At 58.9% G+C, this 25860-nt stretch carries 24 protein-coding genes; 15 read left to right on the forward strand and 9 right to left on the reverse strand.

The window, feature by feature from the left end; translation table 11 throughout:
• The first annotated feature begins 42 nt into the window (after positions 1-42).
• From dnaE to BHU62_RS19500, 3 genes are all read left to right on the forward strand, one after another.
• Complete coding sequence (gene dnaE / locus BHU62_RS19490; RefSeq protein ID WP_073533722.1) at positions 43-3531, forward strand: DNA polymerase III subunit alpha; 3489 nt, start codon at positions 43-45, stop codon at positions 3529-3531.
• Between the two features lie 12 nt (positions 3532-3543).
• The gene (accA, locus tag BHU62_RS19495; protein ID WP_004931972.1) at positions 3544-4503 is read left to right on the forward strand and encodes an acetyl-CoA carboxylase carboxyl transferase subunit alpha; all 960 of its coding nucleotides are present in this window, start codon (positions 3544-3546) and stop codon (positions 4501-4503) included.
• Positions 4504-4615: 112 nt separating this feature from the next.
• Positions 4616-6760 carry a lysine decarboxylase LdcC gene (locus tag BHU62_RS19500; RefSeq protein ID WP_073533724.1) on the forward strand — a complete coding sequence of 715 codons (2145 nt, stop codon included), beginning with the start codon at positions 4616-4618 and terminating at the stop codon, positions 6758-6760.
• A 1-nt stretch (position 6761) separates the two neighbouring features.
• Here the strand turns inward: BHU62_RS19500 and BHU62_RS19505 are convergent, their stop codons facing one another.
• The gene (locus BHU62_RS19505; RefSeq protein WP_073533725.1) at positions 6762-7307 is read right to left on the reverse strand and encodes a MarR family winged helix-turn-helix transcriptional regulator; all 546 of its coding nucleotides are present in this window, start codon (positions 7305-7307) and stop codon (positions 6762-6764) included.
• A gap of 146 nt (positions 7308-7453) precedes the next feature.
• Here BHU62_RS19505 and BHU62_RS19510 point away from each other — a divergent pair, with 146 nt between their 5' ends.
• The 8 genes from BHU62_RS19510 (at position 7454) to BHU62_RS19545 (ending at position 16995) form a co-directional block, all read left to right on the forward strand.
• Positions 7454-7687: a glutaredoxin family protein gene (locus BHU62_RS19510; RefSeq protein ID WP_073533726.1), complete on the forward strand. Its 234-nt coding sequence runs from the start codon at positions 7454-7456 to the stop codon at positions 7685-7687.
• 106 nt (positions 7688-7793) lie between these two features.
• Positions 7794-8183: a VOC family protein gene (locus tag BHU62_RS19515; protein WP_073533727.1), complete on the forward strand. Its 390-nt coding sequence runs from the start codon at positions 7794-7796 to the stop codon at positions 8181-8183.
• Between the two features lie 89 nt (positions 8184-8272).
• Entirely contained in the window at positions 8273-9826 is a 1554-nt protein-coding gene (gene cadC / locus BHU62_RS19520; RefSeq protein ID WP_073533730.1) for a lysine decarboxylation/transport transcriptional activator CadC, read from the forward strand.
• A gap of 369 nt (positions 9827-10195) precedes the next feature.
• Complete coding sequence (gene cadB / locus BHU62_RS19525) at positions 10196-11539, forward strand: cadaverine/lysine antiporter (RefSeq protein ID WP_073533733.1); 1344 nt, start codon at positions 10196-10198, stop codon at positions 11537-11539.
• Positions 11540-11634: 95 nt separating this feature from the next.
• Positions 11635-13773 carry a lysine decarboxylase CadA gene (cadA, locus tag BHU62_RS19530; protein WP_073533736.1) on the forward strand — a complete coding sequence of 713 codons (2139 nt, stop codon included), beginning with the start codon at positions 11635-11637 and terminating at the stop codon, positions 13771-13773.
• A 68-nt stretch (positions 13774-13841) separates the two neighbouring features.
• Entirely contained in the window at positions 13842-15293 is a 1452-nt protein-coding gene (gene dtpD / locus BHU62_RS19535; RefSeq protein ID WP_073533739.1) for a dipeptide permease DtpD, read from the forward strand.
• A 56-nt stretch (positions 15294-15349) separates the two neighbouring features.
• Complete coding sequence (tilS, locus tag BHU62_RS19540; protein ID WP_073533741.1) at positions 15350-16681, forward strand: tRNA lysidine(34) synthetase TilS; 1332 nt, start codon at positions 15350-15352, stop codon at positions 16679-16681.
• Complete coding sequence (locus tag BHU62_RS19545) at positions 16681-16995, forward strand: c-type cytochrome (RefSeq protein ID WP_073533744.1); 315 nt, start codon at positions 16681-16683, stop codon at positions 16993-16995. Before tilS ends, BHU62_RS19545 begins: the two co-directional genes overlap by 1 nt.
• A 52-nt stretch (positions 16996-17047) precedes the next feature.
• Here BHU62_RS19545 and rof read toward each other — a convergent pair whose 3' ends face one another.
• Positions 17048-17311 carry a Rho-binding antiterminator gene (gene rof / locus BHU62_RS19550; protein WP_004931991.1) on the reverse strand — a complete coding sequence of 88 codons (264 nt, stop codon included), beginning with the start codon at positions 17309-17311 and terminating at the stop codon, positions 17048-17050.
• Positions 17298-17498 carry a YaeP family protein gene (locus BHU62_RS19555; protein WP_004931993.1) on the reverse strand — a complete coding sequence of 67 codons (201 nt, stop codon included), beginning with the start codon at positions 17496-17498 and terminating at the stop codon, positions 17298-17300. Before BHU62_RS19555 ends, rof begins: the two co-directional genes overlap by 14 nt.
• A gap of 214 nt (positions 17499-17712) precedes the next feature.
• Between BHU62_RS19555 and BHU62_RS19560 the strand changes: the two genes are divergently transcribed.
• From BHU62_RS19560 to nlpE, 3 genes are read left to right on the forward strand one after another with little or no spacing between them, the layout of a single operon-like run.
• Entirely contained in the window at positions 17713-18261 is a 549-nt protein-coding gene (locus tag BHU62_RS19560; protein ID WP_073533747.1) for a YaeQ family protein, read from the forward strand.
• A 3-nt stretch (positions 18262-18264) separates the two neighbouring features.
• Positions 18265-18678, forward strand: a complete 414-nt coding sequence (gene arfB, locus BHU62_RS19565) for an alternative ribosome rescue aminoacyl-tRNA hydrolase ArfB (protein WP_028127523.1) — start codon at positions 18265-18267, stop codon at positions 18676-18678.
• Between the two features lie 29 nt (positions 18679-18707).
• Entirely contained in the window at positions 18708-19391 is a 684-nt protein-coding gene (gene nlpE / locus BHU62_RS19570; protein WP_073533750.1) for an envelope stress response activation lipoprotein NlpE, read from the forward strand.
• 60 nt (positions 19392-19451) lie between these two features.
• Here the strand turns inward: nlpE and proS are convergent, their stop codons facing one another.
• The 6 genes from proS to metN form a co-directional block, all read right to left on the reverse strand.
• The gene (proS, locus tag BHU62_RS19575; RefSeq protein ID WP_073533752.1) at positions 19452-21170 is read right to left on the reverse strand and encodes a proline--tRNA ligase; all 1719 of its coding nucleotides are present in this window, start codon (positions 21168-21170) and stop codon (positions 19452-19454) included.
• A 112-nt stretch (positions 21171-21282) separates the two neighbouring features.
• Positions 21283-21990 (reverse strand): tRNA (N6-threonylcarbamoyladenosine(37)-N6)-methyltransferase TrmO, encoded by a 708-nt coding sequence (gene tsaA, locus BHU62_RS19580; protein WP_073533754.1) that lies wholly within the window; start codon positions 21988-21990, stop codon positions 21283-21285.
• Complete coding sequence (gene rcsF, locus BHU62_RS19585; RefSeq protein ID WP_073533757.1) at positions 21987-22391, reverse strand: Rcs stress response system protein RcsF; 405 nt, start codon at positions 22389-22391, stop codon at positions 21987-21989. Before rcsF ends, tsaA begins: the two co-directional genes overlap by 4 nt.
• 114 nt (positions 22392-22505) lie before the next feature.
• Positions 22506-23321 carry a MetQ/NlpA family lipoprotein gene (locus BHU62_RS19590; protein ID WP_073533759.1) on the reverse strand — a complete coding sequence of 272 codons (816 nt, stop codon included), beginning with the start codon at positions 23319-23321 and terminating at the stop codon, positions 22506-22508.
• A gap of 39 nt (positions 23322-23360) precedes the next feature.
• Positions 23361-24014, reverse strand: a complete 654-nt coding sequence (locus BHU62_RS19595) for a methionine ABC transporter permease MetI (RefSeq protein ID WP_073533761.1) — start codon at positions 24012-24014, stop codon at positions 23361-23363.
• Complete coding sequence (gene metN, locus BHU62_RS19600) at positions 24007-25038, reverse strand: methionine ABC transporter ATP-binding protein MetN (protein ID WP_073533762.1); 1032 nt, start codon at positions 25036-25038, stop codon at positions 24007-24009. Before metN ends, BHU62_RS19595 begins: the two co-directional genes overlap by 8 nt.
• A gap of 188 nt (positions 25039-25226) precedes the next feature.
• Here metN and gmhB point away from each other — a divergent pair, with 188 nt between their 5' ends.
• Positions 25227-25790, forward strand: a complete 564-nt coding sequence (gene gmhB / locus BHU62_RS19605; RefSeq protein WP_073533763.1) for a D-glycero-beta-D-manno-heptose 1,7-bisphosphate 7-phosphatase — start codon at positions 25227-25229, stop codon at positions 25788-25790.
• Positions 25791-25860: the final 70 nt, after the last annotated feature.

Raw genomic sequence — 25860 nt, forward strand, 5'->3', positions numbered from 1 at the left:
CCGGGTTCAACACGCTGAACCCCTTCATTCAGGTATCTGGAGATGGCCGAACCTCGTTTTATTCACCTGCGCGTCCACAGTGACTACTCCATGATTGATGGATTGGCCAAGACGGCGCCGTTGGTGAAAAGAGCCGCCGCGTTAGCCATGCCTGCTCTGGCAATCACCGATTTTACCAACCTGTGCGGGCTGGTGAAGTTCTACGGCAGCGCGCACGGCGCCGGGATCAAACCGATCATCGGCGCGGATTTCCATGTGCAAAGCGAAGAGCTGGGCGATGAACTGGCTCAGCTGACGGTGCTGGCCAGCAACAACGAAGGCTACCAGAACCTGACGCTGCTGATTTCCCGCGCCTATCAGCGTGGCTACGGCGCCGCCGGCCCGGTCATCGATCGCGACTGGCTGATCGAACATCGCGAAGGGCTGATTTTGCTTTCCGGCGCACGTCAGGGCGACGTCGGCAAATTCCTGCTGCGCGGCAATCAGGCGCAGGTGGAGCAGTGCCTGGACTTCTACCGGCAGCATTTCCCAGATTGTTACTATCTGGAGCTGATTCGCACCGGCCGCCCGGACGAAGAGAACTACCTGCATGCGGCGGTGGCGCTGGCCACCGAACGCGGCTTACCGGTGGTGGCCACCAACGACGTGCGTTTCCTGGTGGAAGACGACTTCGACGCCCATGAAATTCGCGTCGCCATTCACGACGGCTTTACGCTGGACGATCCCAAGCGGCCGCGCAACTACAGCCCGCAACAATACATGCGCAGCGAAGACGAGATGTGCGAGCTGTTCGCCGACATCCCGGAAGCGCTGCTGAACAGCGTCGAGATCGCCAAGCGCTGCAACGTCACCATTCGCCTCGGCGAATACTTCCTGCCGCAGTTCCCGACCGGCGATATGAGCACCGAGGACTTCCTGGTGCTCAAATCGAAAGAGGGGCTGGAAGAGCGCCTTGAGTTCCTGTTCCCCGATCCTGAAGTGCGTGCGCAGCGCCGCCCGGAATACGACGAGCGCCTCGACGTCGAGCTGAAGGTGATCAACCAGATGGGGTTCCCCGGCTACTTCCTGATCGTGATGGAGTTTATCCAATGGTCGAAGGATAACAACGTGCCGGTTGGCCCGGGGCGCGGCTCCGGCGCCGGTTCGCTGGTGGCCTATGCGTTGAAAATCACCGACCTCGATCCGCTGGAGTTCGACCTGCTGTTCGAACGCTTCCTGAACCCGGAACGTGTCTCAATGCCCGACTTTGACGTCGACTTCTGCATGGAGAAACGCGATCAGGTGATCGAGCACGTGGCGGAGATGTATGGCCGCGAAGCGGTATCGCAGATCATTACCTTCGGTACCATGGCGGCGAAAGCGGTTATCCGCGACGTAGGCCGGGTGCTGGGGCACCCGTACGGCTTCGTCGATCGCATTTCCAAGCTGGTGCCGCCGGATCCGGGCATGACGTTGGAGAAAGCCTTCGCCGCCGAACCGCAACTGCCGGAAATTTACGAGGCCGACGAAGAGGTCAAGGCGCTGATCGACATGGCGCGCAAGCTGGAAGGGGTGACGCGCAACGCCGGTAAACACGCCGGGGGCGTGGTGATCGCACCGACCAAAATCACCGACTTCGCGCCGCTGTACTGCGACGCCGAAGGGCATCACCCGGTGACCCAGTTCGACAAGAACGACGTGGAATACGCTGGGCTGGTGAAGTTCGACTTCCTCGGTCTGCGCACCCTGACCATCATCGACTGGGCGCTGGAGATGATCAACGCCCGGCGCGCCAAGACCGGGCTGGAGCCGATTGACATCGCCGCCATTCCGCTCGACGACAAGAAAAGCTTCGACATGCTGCAGCGCTCGGAAACCACGGCGGTGTTCCAGCTTGAATCGCGCGGCATGAAAGACTTGATCAAACGTCTGAAGCCCGACTGCTTCGAAGACATGATCGCACTGGTGGCGCTGTTCCGTCCGGGGCCGCTGCAGTCGGGCATGGTGGATAACTTCATCGACCGCAAACACGGCCGCGAAGAGATCTCCTACCCGGATATCCAGTGGCAGCACGAGTCGCTCAAGCCGGTGCTGGAACCGACCTACGGCATCATCCTGTATCAGGAACAGGTGATGCAGATCGCCCAGGTGCTGGCGGGCTATACGCTGGGCGGCGCGGACATGCTGCGCCGTGCGATGGGTAAAAAGAACCCGGTCGAAATGGCCAAGCAGCGCGGCGGCTTTGAAGACGGAGCGAAATCGCGCGGCATCGACGGCGAACTGTCGGTGAAAATCTTCGACCTGGTGGAGAAATTCGCCGGTTACGGCTTCAACAAATCGCACTCCGCCGCCTATGCGCTGGTCTCCTACCAGACGCTGTGGCTGAAAGCGCACTACCCGGCCGAGTTTATGGCGGCGGTGATGACCGCCGATATGGACAACACCGACAAAGTAGTGGGGCTGGTGGATGAATGTTGGCGCATGGGGCTGAAGATCCTGCCGCCGGACATCAACAGCGGCCTGTATCACTTCCACGTCAACGACGAAGGCGAGATCGTTTACGGCATCGGCGCCATCAAGGGCGTGGGGGAAGGGCCGATCGAAGCCATCATCGAGGCGCGCAACAGCGGCGAACAAGGTTACTTCAAGGATCTGTTCGACCTGTGCGCGCGCTCTGACATCAAGAAACTGAACCGCCGCATTCTGGAAAAACTGATCATGTCCGGGGCGTTCGACCGCCTTGGGCCGCACCGCGCCGCGCTGATGAATTCGCTCGGCGACGCGTTGAAAGCGGCGGATCAGCATGCGAAAGCCGAAGCGATCGGCCAGGTGGATATGTTTGGCGTGTTGGCGGAAGCGCCGGAGCAGGTTGAGCAATCCTACGCCAATATCGCGCCCTGGCCGGAGCAGGTGGTGCTGGACGGAGAGCGGGAAACGCTGGGGCTGTACCTGACTGGCCACCCGATCACCCAGTACCTGAAGGAAATCGAACGTTACGCCGGTGGCCAGCGTTTGAAAGACATGCACCCGACGGATCGGGGCAAAATGACCACCGCCGTCGGGCTGGTGGTCGCCGCGCGGGTGATGGTGACCAAGCGTGGCAACCGCATCGGCATCTGTACGCTGGATGACCGTTCGGGCCGCCTGGAAGTGATGTTATTCACCGAAGCGTTAGAAAAATACCAGCATTTGTTGGAAAAAGACCGTATCCTTATCGCCAGTGGACAGGTCAGCTTTGATGACTTTAGCGGCGGGCTTAAAATGATGGCCCGCGAAGTAATGGACATCAGTGAAGCCCGTGAAAAATACGCTCGTGGGCTTGCTATCTCGCTGACTGACAGGCAAATTGATGACCAGCTTTTGAACCGTCTCCGTCAGTCGTTGGAACCCCATCGATCGGGGACGATTCCAGTGCATCTCTACTATCAACGGGAAGATGCGCGAGCCAAGCTGCGTTTTGGCGCAACCTGGCGCGTGACGCCCACCGACCGCTTGTTGATCGACTTGCGGACGTTGGTAGGCAACGAGCAGGTGGACTTGGAATTTGACTAAAATAGGAATGCTATGAGTCTGAATTTTCTTGATTTTGAACAGCCGATTGCGGAGCTGGAAGCGAAAATTGACTCGCTGACTGCAGTCAGCCGTCAAGACGAAAAATTAGATATTAATCTGGACGAAGAGGTTCAGCGCCTGCGTGAAAAGAGCGTTGAGCTGACGCGCAAGATTTTTGCCGATCTTGGGGCTTGGCAGATTGCCCAATTGGCACGCCACCCGCGCCGTCCTTATACCCTGGATTATATCAAACACATTTTTACCGACTTCGAAGAGTTGGCGGGCGATCGCGCTTACGCCGACGACAAAGCGATCGTCGGTGGTATTGCGCGCCTGGATGGCCGCCCGGTGATGATCATCGGGCACCAGAAAGGCCGTGAAACCAAAGAGAAGATCCGCCGTAACTTCGGCATGCCGGCGCCGGAAGGCTACCGTAAGGCGCTGCGCCTGATGGAAATGGCCGCGCGTTTCAAGATGCCGATCATCACCTTTATCGATACCCCAGGCGCTTATCCGGGCGTGGGCGCGGAAGAACGCGGCCAGTCCGAAGCCATCGCGCGCAACCTGCGTGAGATGTCGCGTCTGAACGTACCGGTCATCTGCACCGTCATCGGCGAAGGCGGCTCCGGCGGCGCGCTGGCGATCGGCGTGGGCGATAAGGTGAACATGCTGCAGTACAGCACCTACTCGGTGATTTCGCCGGAAGGCTGTGCTTCCATCCTGTGGAAGAGCGCCGACAAGGCGCCGCTGGCTGCAGAAGCGATGGGCATTACCGCGCCGCGTCTGAAAGAGCTGAAGCTGATCGACTCGGTGATCCCGGAGCCGCTGGGTTCCGCGCACCGCGACGTGCCGGCGATGGCCGCCGCGCTGAAAGCGCAGCTGCTGGCCGATCTGAAAGATCTGGACGGTCTGAACGACGAAGAGTTGCTCAACCGCCGCTACCAGCGCCTGATGAACTACGGCTACTGCTGAGTTCTGTTCTTCGCTGTAAGAAACCGCCTTCGGGCGGTTTTTTTTTTGGCTACACACCGCCGGATTTTCGTGGTGTTATAGAGACTTGGCCGTTAACTGACAGGAGCTGCCGATGAATATCATCGCCATCATGGGCCCGACGGGCGTCTACTACAAAGATGAGCCGATCCGCGAGCTCCACGCTGCGCTGGCCGCCATGGGTTTTCAGCTGGTGTACCCCAAAAACAGCGGCGACCTGCTGAAGCTGATCGAAGCCAATGCCCGCATCTGCGGGGTGATCTTCGACTGGGACGATTACAGTCTGGAGCTGTGCAGCGAGATCAACGAACTGAACGAATACCTGCCGCTGTACGCCTTTATCAATACCCACTCCACCTTCGACGTCAGCCTGCATGAAATGCGCATGGTGCTCTACTTCTTCGAGTACGGCCTGAATGCGGCGGACGATATCGCGCAGCGCATCCAGCAGTACACCGCGGAATATATCGACACCATTACGCCGCCGCTGACCAAGGCGTTGTTCAACTACGTGCGCGAAGGGAAATACACCTTCTGCACGCCGGGCCACATGGCCGGCACCGCGTTCCAGAAAAGCCCGGTGGGTTGCCTGTTCTATGACTTCTTCGGTGCCAATACCCTGAAGGCCGACATCTCGATTTCGGTTACCGAACTCGGTTCGCTGCTGGATCACACCGGGCCGCATCTGGAGGCCGAAGAGTATATCGCGCGCACCTTCAACGCCGAGCAGAGCTATCTGGTCACCAACGGCACCTCCACCGCCAACAAGATCGTCGGCATGTATTCGGCGCCGGCCGGTAGCACGGTACTGATCGACCGCAACTGCCACAAATCGCTGTGCCACCTGCTGATGATGAGCGATATCGTGCCGATCTATTTGCGCCCGCTGCGCAACGCCTACGGTATTCTCGGCGGCATTCCGCAGCGCGAGTTCACCCGCGCCAGCATCGCCACCCGGGTGCAGGAAACCCTGAACGCCACTTGGCCGGTGCACGCGGTGATCACCAACTCCACCTATGACGGCCTGCTGTACAACACCGACTACATCAAGCAGACGCTGGAGGTGCCGTCGATCCACTTTGATTCCGCCTGGGTGCCTTACACCAACTTCCATCCGATTTACGACGGCAAGAGCGGCATGAGCGGCGATCGGGTGCCCGGTAAGGTGATCTATGAAACCCAGTCGACGCATAAGCTGCTGGCGGCTTTCTCGCAGGCCTCGATGATTCATATCAAGGGCGACTATGACGAAAGCACCTTCAACGAAGCTTACATGATGCACACCACTACCTCGCCGCACTACGGCATCGTGGCGTCGATGGAAACCGCCGCCGCCATGCTGCGCGGCAACCCCGGGCGCCGCTTGATCAACCGTTCGGTGGAGCGCGCGCTGCATTTCCGCCGTGAAGTGCAGCGGCTGCGTGAGGAGAGCGACAGTTGGTTCTTCGACATCTGGCAGCCGGAAGCGATCGATGAGGCGCAGTGCTGGCCGCTGGATCCGGACGACAACTGGCACGGTTTTGGCCAGACCGATCGCGATCACATGTACCTCGATCCGATCAAAGTGACGATCCTGACACCGGGCATGAATGAGCTGGGCGCGCTGGAGGAGGAGGGGATCCCGGCGGCGCTGGTGGCGAAGTATCTCGACGAACGCGGCATCGTGGTGGAGAAGACCGGGCCGTATAATCTGCTGTTCCTGTTCAGCATCGGCATCGACAAAACCAAGGCGATGAGCCTGTTGCGCGGCCTGACCGATTTCAAGCGTGCCTACGATCTCAACCTGCGGGTGAAGAACATGCTGCCGGATCTGTACGCCGAAGATCCGGATTTCTACCGCCATATGCGCATCCAGGATCTGGCCGCCGGCATTCATCACCTGATCTGCCAACACGATCTGCCGCGCCTGATGCAGCGGGCGTTTGACGTGTTGCCGGAAATGAAGCTGACGCCGCACCAAATGTTCCAGGAGCAGGTGCGCGGCAACGTGGAAACCTGTGAGCTGGATCAGCTGGTGGGCAAGGTGGCGGCTAATATGATCCTGCCGTATCCGCCGGGCGTACCGCTGGTGATGCCGGGGGAGATGATCACCGAAGAGAGCCGGGCGGTGCTCGATTTTCTGCTGATGCTGTGCTCGATTGGCGAGCGCTATCCCGGTTTTGAAACCGACATTCACGGCGCCAAACTGACAGAAGACGGGCGCTATTTGGTGAAGGTGTTGAAAACCCCTGAGGAGTAACTCAGGCGAATTCCCGGCAGATCAGGTTCACGCTGTCGAGCGGCAGCGGTTCCTGCGTCAGGCCGCAAAACGGTTGGCCATCCCGCTGCTGGTGGTAGCGGCAGCGGTGGCATTCGCCGAATAACGCCGCATTCTCCTGCCGCTGCAGCTGGCGCAGCAATTGGGTCAACAGCGCCTGCAGCTGTTCGCCGTCCTGTTGCATAGCCTCCTGGGCCTGCTGTAGATAGGCCGGGGGAAACAGGGCATCCATTAAACTTCGCGATTTTTCGGTCAGCTGTAGCCGCACGCTGCGCCGATCCTTTGCGTCCGCCGTGCGGGCGATCATGCCGTTCAGCTCCAGTTTTTTCAGCGACTGAGAGACCGTTCCCTTGGTCAGGCCGAGGTACTCCGCCACCGCCATCGGCGTATTGGAGTAGTGATTGCAGCGCGCCAGATAGTAGAGCGCGCTCAGTTGCACCGGCGGCAGGCTCTCCAATTCTTCGTGGCTGCGCAGCCAGCTGCGTTGCAGGCTATTCAGGCGTTCAAGCAGATCAAACAGTCTTAGCATTGTATCCTCATTCGGTTGCGGAAATAGTATCGATTAAAAACTATGTTGACAAGCGTTCGGTGCTGACATACCGTTCAAATTGTTTCGATTCGAAACAATGTGGGTGGTAAAAACGCCCGAAACCGTCAATATCAAGGAGAATGACTATGACTAACGCCGTGTTTTATCATGCCGGTTGCCCGGTATGCGTCAGCGCCGAGCAGCAGCTGTTGGGGCTGTTGAGCGATAACGTGCAGGTGGAAGTGGTGCATCTGGGAGAACGCCCGGCGCGCGTGGCCGAGGCTGAGCGCGCCGGTGTGCAGAGCGTGCCGGCGCTGGTGGTCGATGGGCAAGTGCTGCACATCAACTTCGGCGCGGCGCTGGCGGATCTGAAAGCCTGAGACGTCGCGCGCTGAATATTACCCCGCGGTTGCCGCGGGGTTTTTGCCATTGACGGCATCACCGCCGCCGGATACCTTGCCTCATCAGACCGGACTGGGGGTTTCTATGCTGGCGTTACGTCAGGTACACCATATCGCGATCATTGGCGCGGATTACGCCGCCAGCAAGCGTTTTTACTGCGACATTCTCGGATTTACTCTGCTGGGTGAGGTTTACCGCGAGGAGCGCGACTCCTGGAAAGCGGATCTGGCGCTCAACGGGCAATACACCATTGAGCTGTTTTCCTTCCCCTCGCCGCCGGAACGCGTCAGCCGCCCGGAGGCCTGCGGCCTGCGCCATCTGGCGTTCAGCGTCGACGACATCGACCAGACCATTGCCCATCTGCAGGCAGCCGGCGTTGTCTGCGAGCCGGTACGTGTCGACCCTTACACCCAATCCCGCTTTACCTTTTTCAGCGATCCTGATGGTTTACCGTTAGAATTATATGAGAGATAAATGATTAATCGCCCCCCGGCGGCCACAGCCGGGGGCGGTTATGCTATTATCGCGCCCTTGCCCTACATGCCTACAGAGTTATTTCCGCCATGCAAGAGCCTGCTTTTCGCGTCGGGGAGTGGCTGGTTACCCCTGCCGACAACACCATCAGCCGCGACGGACGCCAAAAAACGCTGGAACCGCGCCTGATCGACATGCTGTGCTATTTCGCCCGGCATCCCGACGTGGTGCTGAGCCGCGACGAGCTGATCGACAATGTCTGGAAGCGTAATATCGTCACCAACCACGTGGTGACTCAATGTATTTCAGAGCTGCGCAAATACCTGAAAGACGGCGACGGTGACAGCCCGGAATACATTATTACCGTGCCCAAGCGCGGGTATAAGCTGGCGTCGTCGGTGATCTGGTGTGAAGAGGGGGAGACGCAACCCACCCCCGCGCAGGCGCCGCAGATCGCGGTGATCATGCATGAACCGGAAGACGGCAGCGAGGAAGACGAGACGCCGTATGTGCCGCCGCGCCGGGCAAGCGCGCCGCCTGCCGCCCCCGCTGAAAAGAAGCCGCGCTTTTATCGCCGCTCGACCTTCTGGGTGTGGGTGGCGTTTCTGAGTGCGCTGAGCGTCTGCGTGGCGTTTGTCGGCATCGCCACGCTGTCGCAGCGCGTGCCGGTATCCAGCATGCCGGTGCTGCTCAACCCGCGCGATATCGATATCCGTATCCAGGGCGGCGAGAGCTGCAGCAACTGGATGCCGCAGCTCTCTTATGTCGTGGGCGTCAGCGAGCTGATCACCGATTCGTTGAACACCTACTCGACCTTCCTGGTGCATGACCAGACCAATTACAACTATTCCGGCCCCAGCAACTCGGGCAAGTCGCTGTACATCGAATTCGTCAATCAGCGCCACTATCGCGCCCAGCAGTGCTTCCTGTCCGTACGGCTGGTGGACAACGCAGACAGCTCAGTCATGCTGGACAAGCGTTACTTCATCACCGCCGATAATCAGCTGAAGATCCAGACCGATTTCCTCACCAGCTTGTCCACCGCGCTGAAACAGCCCTGGCCGCCGCAGCTGGAGCAGCGTCTGGCGCAGCTGTTGCCCGACAACGGGCCGTTGCTGCAGCGTTTCTATCAGGCGCACCAATTGCTGATCCGCGGCGACGCCGATTCGTTGACCCGTGCCAGCGCCCAGCTGAGCGAGCTGATAAAAGGCGCGCCGAATTTCCACTATCTGCTGGCGGAAAAAGCGCTGGTGGATTTGTTGCGTAATTCCTATCAACCGTTCGACAGCCAGGCATTGGCGCAATTGCGCGCCGATATCAGCCATCTGGCGACGATCCCCGAATTGAAAAATACGCCGATCATGCAGCAAGTTCTGGCGGTAGACGCGTTGGCGCAGGGGCGCATTGACGAGGCGCATCGGGCGATCGATCTGGGAATTGAATTGCAAATGTCGTGGCTGAATTATGTGCTGCTGGGCAAGGTGTATGAAATGCAGGGGCAGAACCATTTGGCGGCGGATTCTTATATTACCGCATTCAATCTTCGTCCCGGTGAAGATACGCTGCATTGGATCACTAACGGCGTATTCCAGACTTCATTGACTAACGTGGTGCCTTATTTAAATAACTATCAGCGGCAGTAGTTAACCGAAATAGCGCCGCCATTATCCTCAGGGAACCCTGGCGGCGTTATTTATTGGTGAATCCATGTTGCGAGATTGTGTTATTTTACTGCGTATTATTGTCCTGTTTATTCCGTTTGTTATGCGCCATTAACTTGTGCATCTTAATGTTTTAAAACGATGTTTATCTTTTCTTTAGCTAACCTTTTTATCTTGATGTGTTAATGAAAAACCTCAGGTTATCATTTGTATGATCATGAGCGTAATCTCACTTTATCTTTAGGACTTTATTCCCCTCGATGGTTAGCATCCTGACTATCAAGCCGGCTCATTAAAATCTTTTATTTCTGGGCGAGGCTTATAAGAAACGTAAATCAGGAGAAACTGACCATGGCTTCACCCAAGAAAATAGGGCTTATCGCCTGCACCGGCGTGGTCGCCGGTAATATGATGGGGAGCGGGATTGCCTTATTGCCCGCCAACCTGGCGAGTCTCGGATCCATCGCCATTTGGGGATGGGTGATCTCGATTATCGGGGCGATGTCGCTGGCTTATGTTTATGCCCGCCTCGCCACCAAAAACCCGCAGCAGGGTGGCCCTATCGCCTATGCCGGTGAAATTTCTCCGGCCTTCGGTTTCCAGACCGGCGTGCTTTATTACCATGCCAACTGGATCGGCAACCTGGCCATCGGCATTACCGCCGTTTCTTATCTCTCCACCTTCTTCCCGGCGCTGAACAACCCGGTACCCGCCGGCATCGCCTGTATCGCCATCGTGTGGATCTTCACCTTCGTGAACATGCTGGGTGGGACCTGGGTCAGCCGTTTGACCACCCTGGGCCTGGTATTGGTGCTGATCCCGGTGATTGTGACCGCCACTATCGGTTGGCACTGGTTTGACGTGGCCACCTATCAGGCTAACTGGAATACCTCCGGCACCACCGACAGCCACGCGGTCATCAAGAGCATCCTGCTGTGCCTGTGGGCATTCATCGGTGTGGAATCCGCCGCGGTCAGCACCGGCATGGTGAAAAACCCGAAACGCACCGTTCCGCTGGCGACCATGCTCGGCACCGGTCTGGCAGGCATTATCTATATCGCCGCCACCCAGGTGATCAGCGGCATGTTCCCGGCGTCTGAAATGGCCGCCAGCGGCGCGCCGTTCGCCATCAGCGCCTCGGCGATTATGGGCAACTGGGCCGCACCGATGGTTTCCGCGTTCACCGCCTTTGCCTGCCTGACCTCGCTGGGCTCGTGGATGATGCTGGTCGGCCAGGCCGGGGTCCGCGCCGCCAACGACGGCAACTTCCCGAAAGTGTACGGTGAGCTGGATAAAAACGGCATTCCGAAGAAAGGCCTGCTGTTGGCTGGCTGCAAAATGACCGCGTTGATGGTGCTGATCACCCTGATGAGCTCCGCCGGCGGTAAGGCTTCCGACTTGTTCGGCGAGTTGACCGGCATTGCGGTGCTGCTGACCATGCTGCCTTACTTCTACTCCTGCGTAGACCTGATCCGCTTCGAAGGGGTCAACGTGCGCAACCTGCTGAGCCTGATCGCGTCGGTATGCGGCTGTGGCTTCTGCTTTATCGCGCTGATGGGCGCCAACTCTTTCGAACTGTCCGGCACCTTTATCATCAGCCTGATTATCCTGATGTTCTACGCCCGGAAAATGAATACCCGCCAGGCTGCCGAAGCAGCGGCGGTCGATGAAAACACCACGGCCAAAGCGCACTGATTCGCGTCCGCTGACCGACTGAATTTACCCAGCCCCTTTCTTTCCGACCTGTCAGCCGCGACGGGAAGGGGCTTGCTTTGCCAGGAGAAATGCATATGAACGTTATTGCCATCATGAATCACATGGGTGTCTACTTCAAAGAAGAGCCAATCCGTGAACTGCATCAGGCGCTGGAAAGCCTGGATTTCCGCATCGTTTACCCTAACGATCGCGAAGACCTGCTGAAACTGATCGAGAACAATGCCCGTCTGTGTGGGGTTATCTTCGACTGGGATAAATACAATCTCGAACTGTGCGAAGAGATCAGCCAGCTGAACGAATACATGCCGCTGTACGCATTCGCCAACACCTATTCCACGCTGGACGTCAGCCTGAACGATCTGCGCATGCAGGTGCGCTTCTTCGAATATGCGCTCGGCGCGGCCACCGATATCGCCGCCAAGATCAAACAGAACACCGACGAATATATCGATACTATCCTGCCGCCGCTGACCAAGGCGCTGTTCAAATACGTGCGCGAAGGCAAGTACACCTTCTGTACGCCGGGCCACATGGGTGGCACCGCGTTCCAGAAAAGCCCGGTGGGCAGCCTGTTCTACGATTTCTTCGGCCCGAACACCATGAAGTCGGATGTTTCGATTTCGGTGTCTGAACTGGGCTCGCTGCTGGATCACTCCGGCCCGCATAAAGAGGCGGAAGAGTACATTTCCCGCGTGTTCAATGCCGAACGCAGCTACATGGTCACCAACGGCACCTCCACCGCCAACAAGATCGTCGGCATGTACTCGGCGCCGGCCGGCAGCACGGTGCTGATTGACCGTAACTGCCACAAGTCGCTGACTCACCTGATGATGATGAGCGACATCACGCCGATCTATTTCCGCCCGACCCGCAACGCCTACGGCATCCTCGGCGGCATTCCGCAGAGCGAGTTCCAGCGCGCCACCATCGCCAAACGCGTGAAGGACACCCCGAACGCCACCTGGCCGGTGCATGCGGTGATCACCAACTCCACCTATGACGGGCTGCTGTACAACACCGACTTTATCAAGAACACCCTGGACGTGAAGTCGATCCACTTTGACTCCGCCTGGGTGCCTTACACCAACTTCCACCCGATCTATAAAGGCAAGTGCGGCATGAGCGGCGGGCGAGTGAAGGACAAGGTGATCTATGAAACCCAGTCCACCCACAAACTGCTGGCGGCCTTCTCGCAGGCTTCGATGATTCACGTGAAAGGCGACATCAACGAAGAAACTTTCAACGAAGCCTACATGATGCACACCACCACTTCGCCGCACTACGGCATCGTGGCCTCTACCGAAACCGCCGCGGCGATGATGAAAGGCAACGCCGGCAAGCGCCTGATCCACGGCTCGATCGAACGTGCGATCAAGTTCCGTAAAGAGATAAAACGCCTGAAAGTCGAATCCGACGGCTGGTTCTTCGACGTCTGGCAGCCGGAGCATATCGATGAGCCGGAATGCTGGCCGCTGCGTTCCGACAGCGCCTGGCACGGTTTCAAGAACATCGACAATGAACACATGTACCTCGACCCGATCAAGGTCACCATCCTGACGCCGGGGATGAGCAAGGAAGGCGAGATGCAGCCGTTCGGTATCCCGGCCAGTATCGTGGCGAAATACCTCGACGAACGCGGCATCATCGTCGAGAAAACCGGGCCGTACAACCTGCTGTTCCTGTTCAGTATCGGCATCGACAAAACCAAGGCGCTCAGCCTGCTGCGCGCGATGACTGACTTCAAACGTTCGTTCGATCTGAACCTGCGGGTGAAAAACATGCTGCCTTCGCTGTATCAGGAAGCGCCTGATTTCTATGAAAACATGCGCATTCAGGATCTGGCGCAGAACATTCACCGCCTGGTTGAACAACACAACCTGCCGGACCTGATGTACCGCGCGTTCGAAGTGCTGCCAACCATGGTGATGAACCCGTACCAGGCGTTCCAGAAAGAGCTGCACGGCGAAGTGGAAGAAGTCTATCTGGAAGAGATGGTCGGCAAGGTCAACGCCAATATGATCCTCCCATACCCACCGGGCGTGCCGCTGGTAATGCCGGGCGAAATGCTGACCGAGGAGAGCCGGCCGGTACTGGAGTTCTTGCAGATGCTGTGCGAAATCGGCGCGCATTATCCGGGCTTTGAAACCGACATTCACGGCGCCTATCGTCAGGCGGACGGACGTTATCGGGTGAAAGTGCTGAAGGCGAAATAACCGCAGCCAATAACAGGGGAGGCGTTCGCGCTTCCCCTTTGTCGTTCACCGACTGATGGGAGACCACCATGAAAACACCCTCACAGCCGCGCGCAATCTACTATGTCGTAGCCATACAAATTTGGGAATATTTCAGCTTTTACGGCATGCGTGCGTTACTGATTCTCTATCTGACCCACCAACTCGGCTATACCGACAGCCACGCCATCGATCTCTACAGCGCTTACGCTTCGTTAGTTTACGTCACTCCTATTTTGGGCGGCTGGCTCGCCGACCGCCTGCTGGGCAACCGCGTCGCGGTGATCGCCGGTGCGGCGCTGATGACTTTGGGCCACATTGTGCTCGGCCTGAGCGCGGTCTCTGCCCAGTCGCTCTATCTGGCGCTGGCGATCATCATCTGCGGCTATGGCCTGTTCAAATCCAATATCAGCTGCCTGCTGGGCGAGCTGTATCCGGCGCAGGATCCACGCCGTGAAGGAGGCTTCTCGCTGTTGTATGCCGCCGGCAACGTCGGCTCCATTTTGGCGCCGATCGCCTGCGGTCTGGCGGCCGAGCGCTATGGCTGGCATGTTGGTTTTGCGTTGGCCGGGATTGGCATGTTTGCCGGCCTGGCGATTTTCCTGCTCGGCGGGCGTCACTTCCGTCACACTCGCGGCGTAAACGCACCGCTGATGCGCGCCAAAAGCCTGGGCCTGCCACACTGGGGGTGGTTGCTGGCGGCGTTGCTGGCGTCACCGCTGTTCTTCACGTTGCTGTTTATGCGCGACTGGGCCGGTTATTTGCTCGGGCTGGTGTGCGTGGCGGCGGTGGTGCTGGTGGCGCGCATTCTGCTGCGCGCGGACGCCGCACAGCGCCGGGGGTTGTGGCAGATCATTGTGCTGATGCTGTTGGGCACGCTGTTCTGGGCCTTTGCCCAGCAGGGCGGCAGCTCTATCAGCCTGTTCATCGATCATTTCGTCGATCGGCGCTGGTTTAGCTGGACGGTGCCGACCGCCTTGTTCCAGTCGATTAACGCCTGCGCGGTAATGCTGGGCGGCGTGGCGCTGGCATGGCTGGCGAGCGGCGACGGCGCGGGCGACCGCACGCTGCGCATCTGGTGCAAGTTTGCCTTCGGCCTGCTGCTGATCGGCGTCGGCTTTATGCTGATGGCGCTCAATACGCGGTTGCACGGGCCGGGTTCAATGGGGCTGATGGTCGCGGGGCTGGCGGTGATGGGTTTCGCCGAACTGTTCATCGATCCGGTGGCGATGGCGCAGATCACCCGGCTGAATATCCCCGGCGCCACCGGCGTGTTGACCGGCATCTATATGCTGGCGACCGGTTCGATCGCTAACTATCTGGCGGGCATTATCGCCAATCAGACCGCGGAGGGGCATATCGAAGGGGCGGCGATACAGGCGTATGGCCGCATTTTCACCCAAATCGGCTGGGGGGCGGCGGGCTGTGCGCTGGCGGTGATCGCCGTGCTGGGCGGTTGGTGGCTGCTGACGCGGCGCCAGGCCCGAACGGTTAATGCTTGATTGATGACGGTAGGCGGAGTTAACGTGCAGCTATGTAGAAGTGACAAAGCCTACCGATGGATACTGAACAATTAACGGCGCTGGTGGCGGACCAGTTGGGCGCGCAGCAGCGGTTGCTGGTGGCGTTCAGCGGCGGCCTGGATTCCAGCGTACTGCTGCACGTGCTGGCGGTGTTGCACCGTCAACGCCCGGCGCTGCAGCTGCGTGCGCTGCACGTGCATCACGGCCTGAGCGCCTTCGCCGACCGCTGGGTCGAGCATTGCCGCAGCCGCTGCGCCGACTGGCAGATCCCGCTAACGGTGACGCATGTGCAGGTGGACGCCCGCCAGGGCGGCATCGAAGCGGCAGCGCGCACGGCGCGCTATGCCGCCTTCAGCGCCGCCTTGGTGGAGGGGGAAACCTTGCTCACCGCCCAACACCTTGACGATCAAAGCGAGACCTTCCTGTTGGCACTCAAGCGCGGCAGCGGGCCGGCGGGGCTGTCGGCGATGGCGGCGCGCGCGACGTTGGGTGAGCACCTGTTGCTGCGGCCGCTGTTGGGCTGTTCGCGTCAGACGCTGGAAAGCTACGCGCAACGCCACGCCTTAACCTGGATAGATGACGACAGTAATCAGGACACGCGCTTCGATCGCAACTTCCTGCGTTTGCAGGTTTTGCCGCAGCTCAACCAACGCTGGCCGCACTTTGCTTCGGCGGTGGCGCGTAGCGCTAGCCTGTGTGCGGAGCAGGAGCAACTGTTGGACGAGCTGCTGGCGGAACCGCTGCAAGACCTGTTGGCGGCGGATCGCTCATTGGCGATCGACGGCCTGACGGATTGTTCGCCGGTGCGGCGTTTCGCCTTGCTGCGGCGCTGGATCGCGTTGTTTAACGTCGCCATGCCGGCGCGTGAGCAGTTGCAGCGCCTGTGGGAGGAGATCGCGCTCAGCCGGGAGGATGCCGAACCGCAGCTGCAGCTCGGCACCTATCAGATTCGCCGTTTCCGCGGCCGGTTATACCTGTTGCCGCCGCTGGCGGCGCTGCGCGATGTGCATCTGCCTTGGCAGCCAGACGCGCCGCTGGCGCTGCCGGACGGTCTGGGGCAGCTGATCGCCGGTGAGGGCGAGTTGGCGCTGCGTGCGCCGCAGCCGTCCCAGCAGATCAGCATTCGTTTCGGCGGCGTGCAGGGGGCGGTGCGCATCGTGGGACGCGCCCATTCGCGGCCGATAAAAAAACTGTGGCAGGAGCTGGGTATTCCGCCCTGGCAGCGTGAACGCATCCCGTTGATTTATTATGATGAGCAGCTGATCGCCGCGCTGGGCGCATTCGTCTGTGAGGCGGGGCAGGTGCCGGTCGGCGAACGCCCGTGGCGGCTGCACTGGGAAAAAAATCATAATCGCGAGGAGCAATGATGAAGTTTGTGGGGATTACGCTGTTGGCCGCCGGCCTGTTCAGCCTGCCGGCGTTGGCGGCGGGGGATGCGGGCGCCGGCCAGGCGAAAGCCGCCGCCTGTGCAGCGTGCCATGGTGCGCAGGGCAAGGTGACGGTGCCGATGTACCCGAATCTGGCCGGGCAGAACGCCATGTATCTGCAGCACGCGTTGCAGGCGTATAAGAAAGGGGAGCGCAACGGTGGGCAGGCCGAGGTGATGAAGGCCTATGTGTCGGGGTTGTCGGATGACGATATCGCCGATCTGGCGGCCTATTACGCCAGCCTGAAGCCTTAAATGACGAGGGCAGCCGTTGGGCTGCCCTGTTGGGATGGGGTTACCGCTGCGGTCAGTCCGACAGGCTGACGACCACGGTACCGATTTCCGGATGACTGAAACTGCTGATATGGTCCAGACGCAGGTCGCGCTGCTGGCCGTTCTGTTCGATGGTCAGATACTCAACGCGTTTCTTTTGCAGCAGGTCGATCGCCTTGGCCTCGATCACTTCTCCGTCGCGTAACTCCAGCTTCAGAATAAGTTTATGCTGACAGGCGAGTTCCAGGTTGTCGTAGTCATCGCAATTGATGGGTTGGTACTCATCATTCATCAACATAGTCGCTCACCAATAAGTTAGCGGCGGCAAAGGCCGCCTGTTCCCTAACGGAGGACGGTAGCGCGTCGTTCGCGGCGACATCGTCCAATGCCTTTAACGCACAAGCCAGCGCATCAGGCACGTAGCCAAGATCTCCACTGCCGATCTCGGCGTAAGTACGGCGTACTAACTCACAGTATTGTTGCACAGTTTCCTCCCTTAAGAACCTCTGCGTCATCAAGACCGCTCTCGCGATGAGGCGCAGGCTCTCGGAGTTTTATCCTATCCCAGACGACTATAGCACAGCTGTTACGGAGTTATCAGCACCCTGACACGCCTTTCGCACTGCGCCGGGCCGGGCCGTGCTGGCGGCGTTCGGGCCTGATCAAGTACACTATCGCCGGATAATAACGAGGTCACCCATGGCGCTGAAAGCAACCATTTATAAAGCCGCGGTCAATATCGCTGATATGGATCGTCACTTCTACCACGACGCCGCGCTGACGCTGGCGCAACATCCGTCTGAAAACGAGCAACGCATGATGTTGCGCCTGCTGGCCTGGATCTGCCATGCCGATGAGCGGCTGGTATTCACCAAAGGGCTGAGCGCCGACGACGAGCCGGAAATCTGGCAGCGTAACGATCATAACGGGCTGGAAATGTGGATCGAAATGGGCTTGCCCGACGAGAAACGCATTCGCAAGGCCTGTAATCAGTCGCCGCGCGTGGTGCTGTATGCTTACGGCGAGCGCGCCGCACACGTCTGGTGGCAGGGGATGCAGAGCAAAGTGGCCGGCTATAAGAACCTGAGCGTTCGCTTCCTCGACGACGAACAGTTGGCGCGCCTGACGGCGCTGGCCAGCCGCACCATGACGCTGCAGGCGACGCTGCAGGAGGGAACGATTTGGTTGTCCGATGCTCAGAATAGTCTGGAAATCCAGTTCACCGAGTGGCAGCAGGCGCAGGTGTGACCGGTGCTGGAACTGTCAAGAAACGTAGCCATACCGGATAATGAGCTGGAGTTGACGGCGATCCGCGCGCAGGGCGCGGGCGGCCAGCACGTGAACAAAACCTCAACGGCGATCCATTTGCGCTTTGACATCCGGGCATCCAGCCTGCCAGAGTATTATAAGGAAAGGCTGCTGGCGCTGAATCATCATCTCATTACCGCTGATGGCGTGGTGATTATCAAGGCGCAAGAGTACCGCAGCCAGGAATTGAATCGCGAAGCGGCGTTGGCCAGACTGGCCGCGCTGATTCGGCAGGCGATGGTGGTAGAAAAAACGCGCAAGGCGACCAAGCCCACGAAAGGGGCCAAACTGCGTCGCCTGGAAGGCAAGGCGCGTAAAGGCGCCACCAAGGCGCTGCGTGGCAAGGTTCGCACTTAGGAATACATGAACACAGTAGGAGAATAACTGTGAAGAAAATTACGGTAGCCCTGTTCCTCGCGGCAGGCGCACTCTCGTTGTTGGGATGCAACAATCATTATCAACCGAAGGAACAACCGCTGCAGCCGATGCCGCAGAGCTATCAAGGGGTGTTGCCTTGCGCCGATTGCGGCGGTCTGGATACGGCGCTGTTCCTGGATGAGGATGGCACCTTCGTGCTGCAGGAAACCTATCGCGGCACCAAAGACGGCGATCAGACCTTTGCCGACTACGGCAAATGGGCGCGCACTGCGGATAAGCTGGTGCTGACCGACAGCACCGGTGAAAAACGCTACTTCCGCCCGGTGGGCAAGAGCCTGGAAATGCTGGATCGCAGCGGCGTGCCGATCGAGTCCAAGCTGAATTACCGCCTGGATCCGGTTGAGAAGCCGTTGCCTAAAACGCCGATGACGTTGAAAGGCAGCTACACCTATATGGCGGATGCGGCCGTCTTCAAGGACTGCGCTACCGGCAAAACCTTCCCGGTGGATAACAACATCGCGCTGGAGCAAGGTTACGCTAAAGCTTACAAGACCGCCGGCGAGCCGGTATTCCTGACCTTCAGCGCGCACTTCAGTGTGCAGCCGTCGATGGAAGAGGGCCTGACCGAGAAGGCGCTGGTGCCGGACGGTAAAATCGCGTTCGATCGCAGCAAGAGCTGCAGCAGCAAGTAAGCGATTTCGGATATAAAAAAACCCGCCTAGGCGGGTTTTTTATTTTCTGACGTTAGGCGCTTAGCGTTTGATCTGGCCCAGCAGGAAATCAACGATTTCGCCGGTTTTGATCATTTGCTTCTCGCCGACGCGGCGGTTTTTGTACTCGATCTCTTCGTTGTCGAGGTTACGGTCACCGATAACGATAGAGTGTGGCACGCCGATCAGCTCCATATCCGCGAACATGACGCCCGGACGCTCTTTGCGGTCATCGAGGATCACGTCGATGCCGTGGGAGCGCAGGGTGCTGTACAGCTCTTCGGCCAGCGCCTGCACGCGGAACGATTTGTGCATGTTCATCGGCAGGATCGCCACCTGGAACGGCGCGATGGCGTCCGGCCAGATGATGCCGCGTTCGTCATGGTTCTGCTCGATGGCGGCGGCCACGACGCGTGTGACCCCGATGCCGTAGCACCCCATGGTCAGCAACTGGTTGCGGCCATCCTCACCCTGCACAGTCGCTTTCATCGCTTCCGAGTACTTGGTGCCGAGCTGGAAGATATGGCCCACTTCGATGCCGCGTTTGATCAGCAGCGTGCCCTGACCGTCCGGGCTGGCATCGCCTTCCACCACGTTACGGATATCGGCCACCTGTGGCAGCGGCAGATCGCGCTCCCAGTTGATGCCGAAGTAGTGTTTACCGTCAACGTTGGCGCCGGCGCCAAAGTCGCTCATCGCCGCCACGCTGCGGTCAGCAACCACCGGCATCGGCAGGTTGACCGGGCCGAGTGAACCCGGGCCGGCGCCGACGATGGCGCGGATCTCTTCTTCGGTGGCGAAGGTCAGCGGTGCGGCAACCTGCGCCAGCTTCTCTGCCTTGATTTCGTTCAGCTCGTGATCGCCGCGCACCAGCAGGGCGACCAGCTTGTGGCCGCTCTCTTCGGTGGCGTGCACCATCAGCGTCTTCACGGTTTTTTCCACCGGCAGTTGGAATTGCTCGACCAGCTCGGCGATGGTTTTGGCGTTCGGCGTATCCACCAGACGCAGTTCTTCGCCGGCCGCTGCGCGTGGTGCAGCCGGCGCGACCGCTTCCGCCAGCTCGATGTTGGCGGCGTAGTCGGAGCCGGTGGAGAACACGATATCGTCTTCACCGCTGTCTGCCAGCACCTGGAATTCGTGCGAGGCGCTGCCACCGATCGAGCCGGTATCGGCCTGCACCGGGCGGAAATCCAGGCCCATGCGGCTGAAGATTTTGCTGTACGCTTCGTACATCGCGTCGTAAGTCTCCTGCAGAGACGCCTGTGAGGTGTGGAAGGAGTAGGCATCCTTCATCAGGAACTCACGGGAACGCATCACGCCGAAACGCGGGCGCACTTCATCACGGAACTTGGTCTGGATCTGGAAGAAGTTCAGCGGCAGCTGCTTGTACGAGCTGATCTCGTTGCGGATCAGATCGGTGATCACTTCTTCATGCGTCGGGCCCAGCACGAACGGACGGTCGCCGCGGTCGACGAGGCGCAGCAGCTCTGGGCCGTATTGCTCCCAACGGCCGCTTTCCTGCCACAGATCGGCAGGCTGAACCACCGGCATGGAAACTTCAATCGCGTTAGCATTGTTCATTTCTTCGCGAACGATGTTTTCAACCTTTTTCAGAACGCGCAGGCCGGTCGGCAACCAGGTGTAAAGACCGGAGGCCAGCTTGCGGATCATCCCGGCGCGCAGCATCAGCTGGTGGCTGATCACTTCGGCGTCGGCAGGTGTCTCCTTCAGTGTGGAGAGCAGATATTGGCTAGTACGCATGGTGTTTTGGTTCCGTTAGAACTGCAAATTGCATCGGGCCGCCAGAGTGGCGGCCAAAAAGTGATTTAGTTTACCAGCGTGAGCGGGTCGCCAAAAGAGAGGCGGCGGAATTTTAACGCGGGTCGAGCGCCAACACTTCGGTGTGACCGTCCACGACGCGCCAGCGTACGTTGAAATCCAGCAGCCAGACGGCGTAATCCCGTTCGACGACCTCTCCTTTACGATAGGCGGGACGGGGGTCTTGCGCCAGTACCTGGCTGATAAAACGCCTTAATTGCGGGTAACGCGCTTGATGTTGCAGCAACTGCTGTTCCGCCTGCGGCGCGAAACGCACCGGCATATCGCCGGTGGGGGCTGCCTGGGCAAAGCCACCGCGGGCCTGCGGCTGGCTTTCGGCGAACGGCAGATACGGCTTGATGTCCACGACCGGGGTGCCGTCGACCAGATCGAGGCTCCCCAGCTCCAGCGCCACTTCGCCGTTTTTCACCCGCACGCCTTTCAGTTCAATCAGGGACATGCCGAGCGGGTTGGGGCGGAAGGTGGAGCGGGTGGCAAACACGCCCATACGGGCATTGCCGCCCAGGCGTGGCGGGCGCACCGTCGGCCGCCAGCCGCCCTCCATGGTTTGATGGAAAATGAACATCACCCACAGATGGCTGAAATCGCTGAGGCCGCGCACCGCTTCCGCCTGGTTGTACGGCGGTAGCAGCAGCAATTCGCCGCCGCCGTCTTCGACCAGCCCCGGTTGGCGGGGAACGGCGAATTTTTCTTTATACGGCGAGCGGATCACGCCGATCTGCTCGAAAACGAATTCGGTCATTTGGACGAGACGTTAAGCGCCGAGCCCTGGCAAACGGCCTGTTGGTAACAACCGGCGACGCCGCTGACAATCTGGCAGTCGTGCAGCAGCACGGCGTTGGCCTTCATGTAAGACGCGCGGATCTGCATGCGTTTACGGGCGGTGGCCAGGTTTGGCGGGGAGTCTTGCACGGTGGTTTGGCACGATTCGCCAGAGACTTCACCCAGATCGCGGAACGGCTTGCCCACGAGTTCTTCTGCACTTTTGTACAGTTTTACCGGTGCGGGGCGCGCGGCCGGCGTGGTTTTGGCCGGGGCGGTAGCGGTTGGCTTGCTGGTGCTGCTTGTTGAGGACGGCGCGATACGTTGCGATGAACATCCGGCCAGCGCGAGCGCTAACAAACAGAGAGGTAAAACACGCATTGAGATTCCTCTGCCTTAATGAAAGTGGCGCTATTGAAGCAATCTATGGCGGAAATAACAAGACGGGCCTTGGCCCGTCTTGCAATTATAGGAATAAAATGGGTGGATAAGCGCTTACCAGCCTTTCACCGCGCCGCCGTTGAAGATTTTGTTGGCGGCGGCGTCAACGTCGTCAGACTGGTAGGCCTGCACGAATTTCTTCACGTTTTCCGCATCTTTGTTATCTTCACGGGCCACGAGAATGTTGACGTAAGGTGAGTCTTTATCTTCCACGAACAGGCCGTCTTTCGCCGGCGTCAGGCCGATCTGGCTGGCGTAGGTGGTGTTGATCACCGCCAGTGCGATCTGCTGATCGTCCAGGGAGCGTGGCAGCTGAGGCGCTTCCAGCTCAACCAGCTTCAGGTTTTTCGGGTTTTCGGTCACGTCCAGCACGGTCGGCAGCAGGCCGACGCCGTCTTTCAGTTTGATCAGACCGACTTTCTGCAGCAGCAGCAGCGAACGGCCCAGGTTGGTCGGATCGTTAGGCAGCGCGATCTGCGAACCGTCTTTCAGCTCGTCCAGCGATTTGATTTTCTTGGAGTAACCGGCGATCGGGTAGACAAAGGTGTTGCCGACCGGCACCAGCTTGTAGCCGCGATCCTTAATTTGCTGATCCAGGTAAGGCTTGTGCTGGAAGGCGTTCAGATCGATGTCGCCCTTGCTCAGCGCTTCGTTAGGCAGCACGTAATCGTTGAAGGTCACCAGCTCAACGTCCAGGCCGTATTTCTCTTTCGCCACCTTCTGCGCCACTTCAGCCACTTGCTGTTCAGCACCGACGATCACGCCGACCTTGATGTGGTTCGGATTCTTTTCATCCTGGCCGCAGCCCACCAGAGCCAGAGTGCCGATCAGAGCGCCAATTGCCGCGACAGATTTAAATTTTAACGACATATCCCTTCCTCATTAGACTCGCATTAACATGCTGTGAAACTATTTATGGGTAACGGCTTTGACGATGCGATCGCCGCAGAATTGAATCAGATAAACCAAAACTACCAGTAATACTAATACGGTATTCATCACTGTGGCGTTATAACCGATGTAGCCGTATTGGTAACCGATTTGGCCCAGACCGCCGGCGCCCACCGCGCCGCCCATGGCGGAGTAGCCTACCAGGGTGATCAACGTGATGGTTGCGGCGTTGACCAGGCCCGGCAGGGCTTCCGGCAGCAACACTTTCTTGACGATCTGCATCGGCGTGGCGCCCATGGCGCGCGCCGCTTCCACCAGGCCGGACGGGATCTCCAGCAGGGCGTTTTCCACCATGCGCGCGATGAACGGTGCGGCGCCCACGGTCAACGGCACGATCGCCGCCTGCAGACCGATCGAGGTGCCGACGATCATGCGGGTAAACGGAATCATCCACACCAGCAGGATAATGAACGGGATGGAACGGAAGATGTTCACCAGCCCGGACAGGATTTTATACAGCGAATTGTTGGCGATGATCTGCCCTGGACGGGTGACATACAACAGCACGCCCACCGGCAGACCGAGTACGAAACCGAAGAAGCCGGAGACAAAGGTCATCATGATGGTTTCCCACACGCCGCGCGCCATCAACCACATCATTGCCTCAGACATAACCCAGAACCTCTACTTTCACCTGATTTTCCTGCAGGAACTTAATCGTCGCCAGCGCGTCTTCGTCGCTGCCATGCAGCTCCGCCAGCATCACGCCGAATTTCACGCCGCCGGCATAATCCATCTGGGCGCTGATAATGTTGTTATTCACGTTGAAGCGGCGAGCGGCTTCAGAGAGCAGCGGCGCATCGACCGACTGGCCGGTGAACTCCAGACGCAGCAGCGGCTGGCTGTCGCCCTGACGCTCCGGCGACAGGCGCGCGGCGTAGTCATCTGGGATGTCCAGATGCAGCGTGGACTGAATGAACTGCTGGGCCAGCGGGGTTTTCGGGTGCGAGAACACTTCGCTGACGCTGTCTTTTTCGATCAGCTGCCCCTGGCTGATGACCGCGACCTGGTCGCAGATGCGTTTCACCACGTCCATTTCATGGGTGATCAGCAAAATGGTCAGGCCCAGACGACGGTTGATGTCTTTCAACAGCTCCAGGATGGAACGGGTGGTGGCCGGATCCAGCGCGCTGGTGGCTTCGTCGCACAGCAGCACTTTGGGATTGCTGGCCAGCGCACGGGCGATCGCCACGCGCTGTTTCTGGCCGCCGGACAGGTTGGCCGGGTAGGCGTCGTGCTTGTCCGCCAGGCCGACCAGCTCCAGCAGTTCGGTCACGCGCTGTTTGATCTCGGCGCGCGGCGTATTGTCCAGCTCCAGCGGCAGCGCCACGTTGCCGAACACCGTGCGGGAAGAGAGCAGGTTGAAGTGCTGGAAGATCATGCCGATTTGGCGACGGGCGCGCGTCAGTTCGCTTTCAGACAGCGAAGTCAGATCCTGACCATCGACCAGGACCTGGCCGGATGTGGGGCGCTCCAGCATGTTGGCGCAGCGGATCAGCGTGCTTTTGCCGGCACCGGAAGACCCGATAACGCCATAGATTTGCCCGGCAGGGACGTGAAGGGTCACGTCAGAGAGCGCGGTAATAGTGCGCGAACCCTGCTGGAACACTTTAGTGATGTTAGAAAGTTTAATCATATTCTTCTTATTTTAGCGTGGTTGCCCGTGGCTAGATAAAAGTAAACCTCGGCGTGGAACCAAGGTATGGATCAGATGTTAAGGCGTCTAGACGTCTAAGTCAACGTCCAACGACGTTCTCCGACGTTCTCAGTGGGGGGTAAAACATGCGATACTGTCAGCGTATTCAGCCCCTCAGGAGCAAAGCGGTGACACAAAGCGTTCCAGCAATTTTTCTCGATCGTGACGGTACGATTAATGTCGACCATGGCTATGTCCATGAAATCGACAACTTCCACTTTATCGACGGCGTGATCGACGCCTGTCGTGAACTCAAAAAGATGGGCTTTGCGTTGGTGATGGTGACCAACCAGTCCGGCATTGCGCGCGGCAAGTTCAGCGAAGACCAGTTTATGTACCTGACCGAGTGGATGGACTGGTCGCTGGCCGATCGCGACGTCGACTTCGACGGCATCTATTTCTGCCCGCATCATCCAGAAGCGGTAGTAGAAGAGTATCGTCAGGTATGCGACTGCCGTAAACCGCAGCCGGGCATGCTGCTGCAAGCGCAGCAGGAATTGAACATCGATATGGCCGCTTCTTATATGGTGGGCGATAAACCGGAAGACATGCAGGCGGCGATCGCGGCCGGTGTCGGTACCAAAGTGCTGGTGCGTACCGGCAAGCCGGTGACGGAGCAGGGCGAAAAGCTGGCCGATTGGGTGTTAAATAGCCTGGCGGACCTGCCGGCAGCCATCAAACAGCGGGTTTAATAGACGTTACGAATGAATAGTGAGCGGTCAGATAAAAAATGCATATTATCGCTTGTCATTCTGAACCGGC

It is taken from the genome of Serratia marcescens (genome assembly GCF_001902635.1).
Lineage (GTDB): Bacteria > Pseudomonadota > Gammaproteobacteria > Enterobacterales > Enterobacteriaceae > Serratia > Serratia marcescens_F.

What these genes read in the sequence shown, in the direction of transcription:
- dnaE (WP_073533722.1), top strand. Translation starts at nt 43, where the DNA reads ATGGCCGAACCTCGTTTTATTCACCTGCGCGTCCACAGTGACTACTCC.
- accA (WP_004931972.1), top strand. Translation starts at nt 3,544, where the DNA reads ATGAGTCTGAATTTTCTTGATTTTGAACAGCCGATTGCGGAGCTGGAA.
- BHU62_RS19500 (WP_073533724.1), top strand. Translation starts at nt 4,616, where the DNA reads ATGAATATCATCGCCATCATGGGCCCGACGGGCGTCTACTACAAAGAT.
- BHU62_RS19505 (WP_073533725.1), bottom strand. Translation starts at nt 7,307, where the DNA reads ATGCTAAGACTGTTTGATCTGCTTGAACGCCTGAATAGCCTGCAACGC.
- BHU62_RS19510 (WP_073533726.1), top strand. Translation starts at nt 7,454, where the DNA reads ATGACTAACGCCGTGTTTTATCATGCCGGTTGCCCGGTATGCGTCAGC.
- BHU62_RS19515 (WP_073533727.1), top strand. Translation starts at nt 7,794, where the DNA reads ATGCTGGCGTTACGTCAGGTACACCATATCGCGATCATTGGCGCGGAT.
- cadC (WP_073533730.1), top strand. Translation starts at nt 8,273, where the DNA reads ATGCAAGAGCCTGCTTTTCGCGTCGGGGAGTGGCTGGTTACCCCTGCC.
- cadB (WP_073533733.1), top strand. Translation starts at nt 10,196, where the DNA reads ATGGCTTCACCCAAGAAAATAGGGCTTATCGCCTGCACCGGCGTGGTC.
- cadA (WP_073533736.1), top strand. Translation starts at nt 11,635, where the DNA reads ATGAACGTTATTGCCATCATGAATCACATGGGTGTCTACTTCAAAGAA.
- dtpD (WP_073533739.1), top strand. Translation starts at nt 13,842, where the DNA reads ATGAAAACACCCTCACAGCCGCGCGCAATCTACTATGTCGTAGCCATA.
- tilS (WP_073533741.1), top strand. Translation starts at nt 15,350, where the DNA reads ATGGATACTGAACAATTAACGGCGCTGGTGGCGGACCAGTTGGGCGCG.
- BHU62_RS19545 (WP_073533744.1), top strand. Translation starts at nt 16,681, where the DNA reads ATGAAGTTTGTGGGGATTACGCTGTTGGCCGCCGGCCTGTTCAGCCTG.
- rof (WP_004931991.1), bottom strand. Translation starts at nt 17,311, where the DNA reads ATGTTGATGAATGATGAGTACCAACCCATCAATTGCGATGACTACGAC.
- BHU62_RS19560 (WP_073533747.1), top strand. Translation starts at nt 17,713, where the DNA reads ATGGCGCTGAAAGCAACCATTTATAAAGCCGCGGTCAATATCGCTGAT.
- proS (WP_073533752.1), bottom strand. Translation starts at nt 21,170, where the DNA reads ATGCGTACTAGCCAATATCTGCTCTCCACACTGAAGGAGACACCTGCC.
- tsaA (WP_073533754.1), bottom strand. Translation starts at nt 21,990, where the DNA reads ATGACCGAATTCGTTTTCGAGCAGATCGGCGTGATCCGCTCGCCGTAT.
- rcsF (WP_073533757.1), bottom strand. Translation starts at nt 22,391, where the DNA reads ATGCGTGTTTTACCTCTCTGTTTGTTAGCGCTCGCGCTGGCCGGATGT.
- BHU62_RS19590 (WP_073533759.1), bottom strand. Translation starts at nt 23,321, where the DNA reads ATGTCGTTAAAATTTAAATCTGTCGCGGCAATTGGCGCTCTGATCGGC.
- BHU62_RS19595 (WP_073533761.1), bottom strand. Translation starts at nt 24,014, where the DNA reads ATGTCTGAGGCAATGATGTGGTTGATGGCGCGCGGCGTGTGGGAAACC.
- metN (WP_073533762.1), bottom strand. Translation starts at nt 25,038, where the DNA reads ATGATTAAACTTTCTAACATCACTAAAGTGTTCCAGCAGGGTTCGCGC.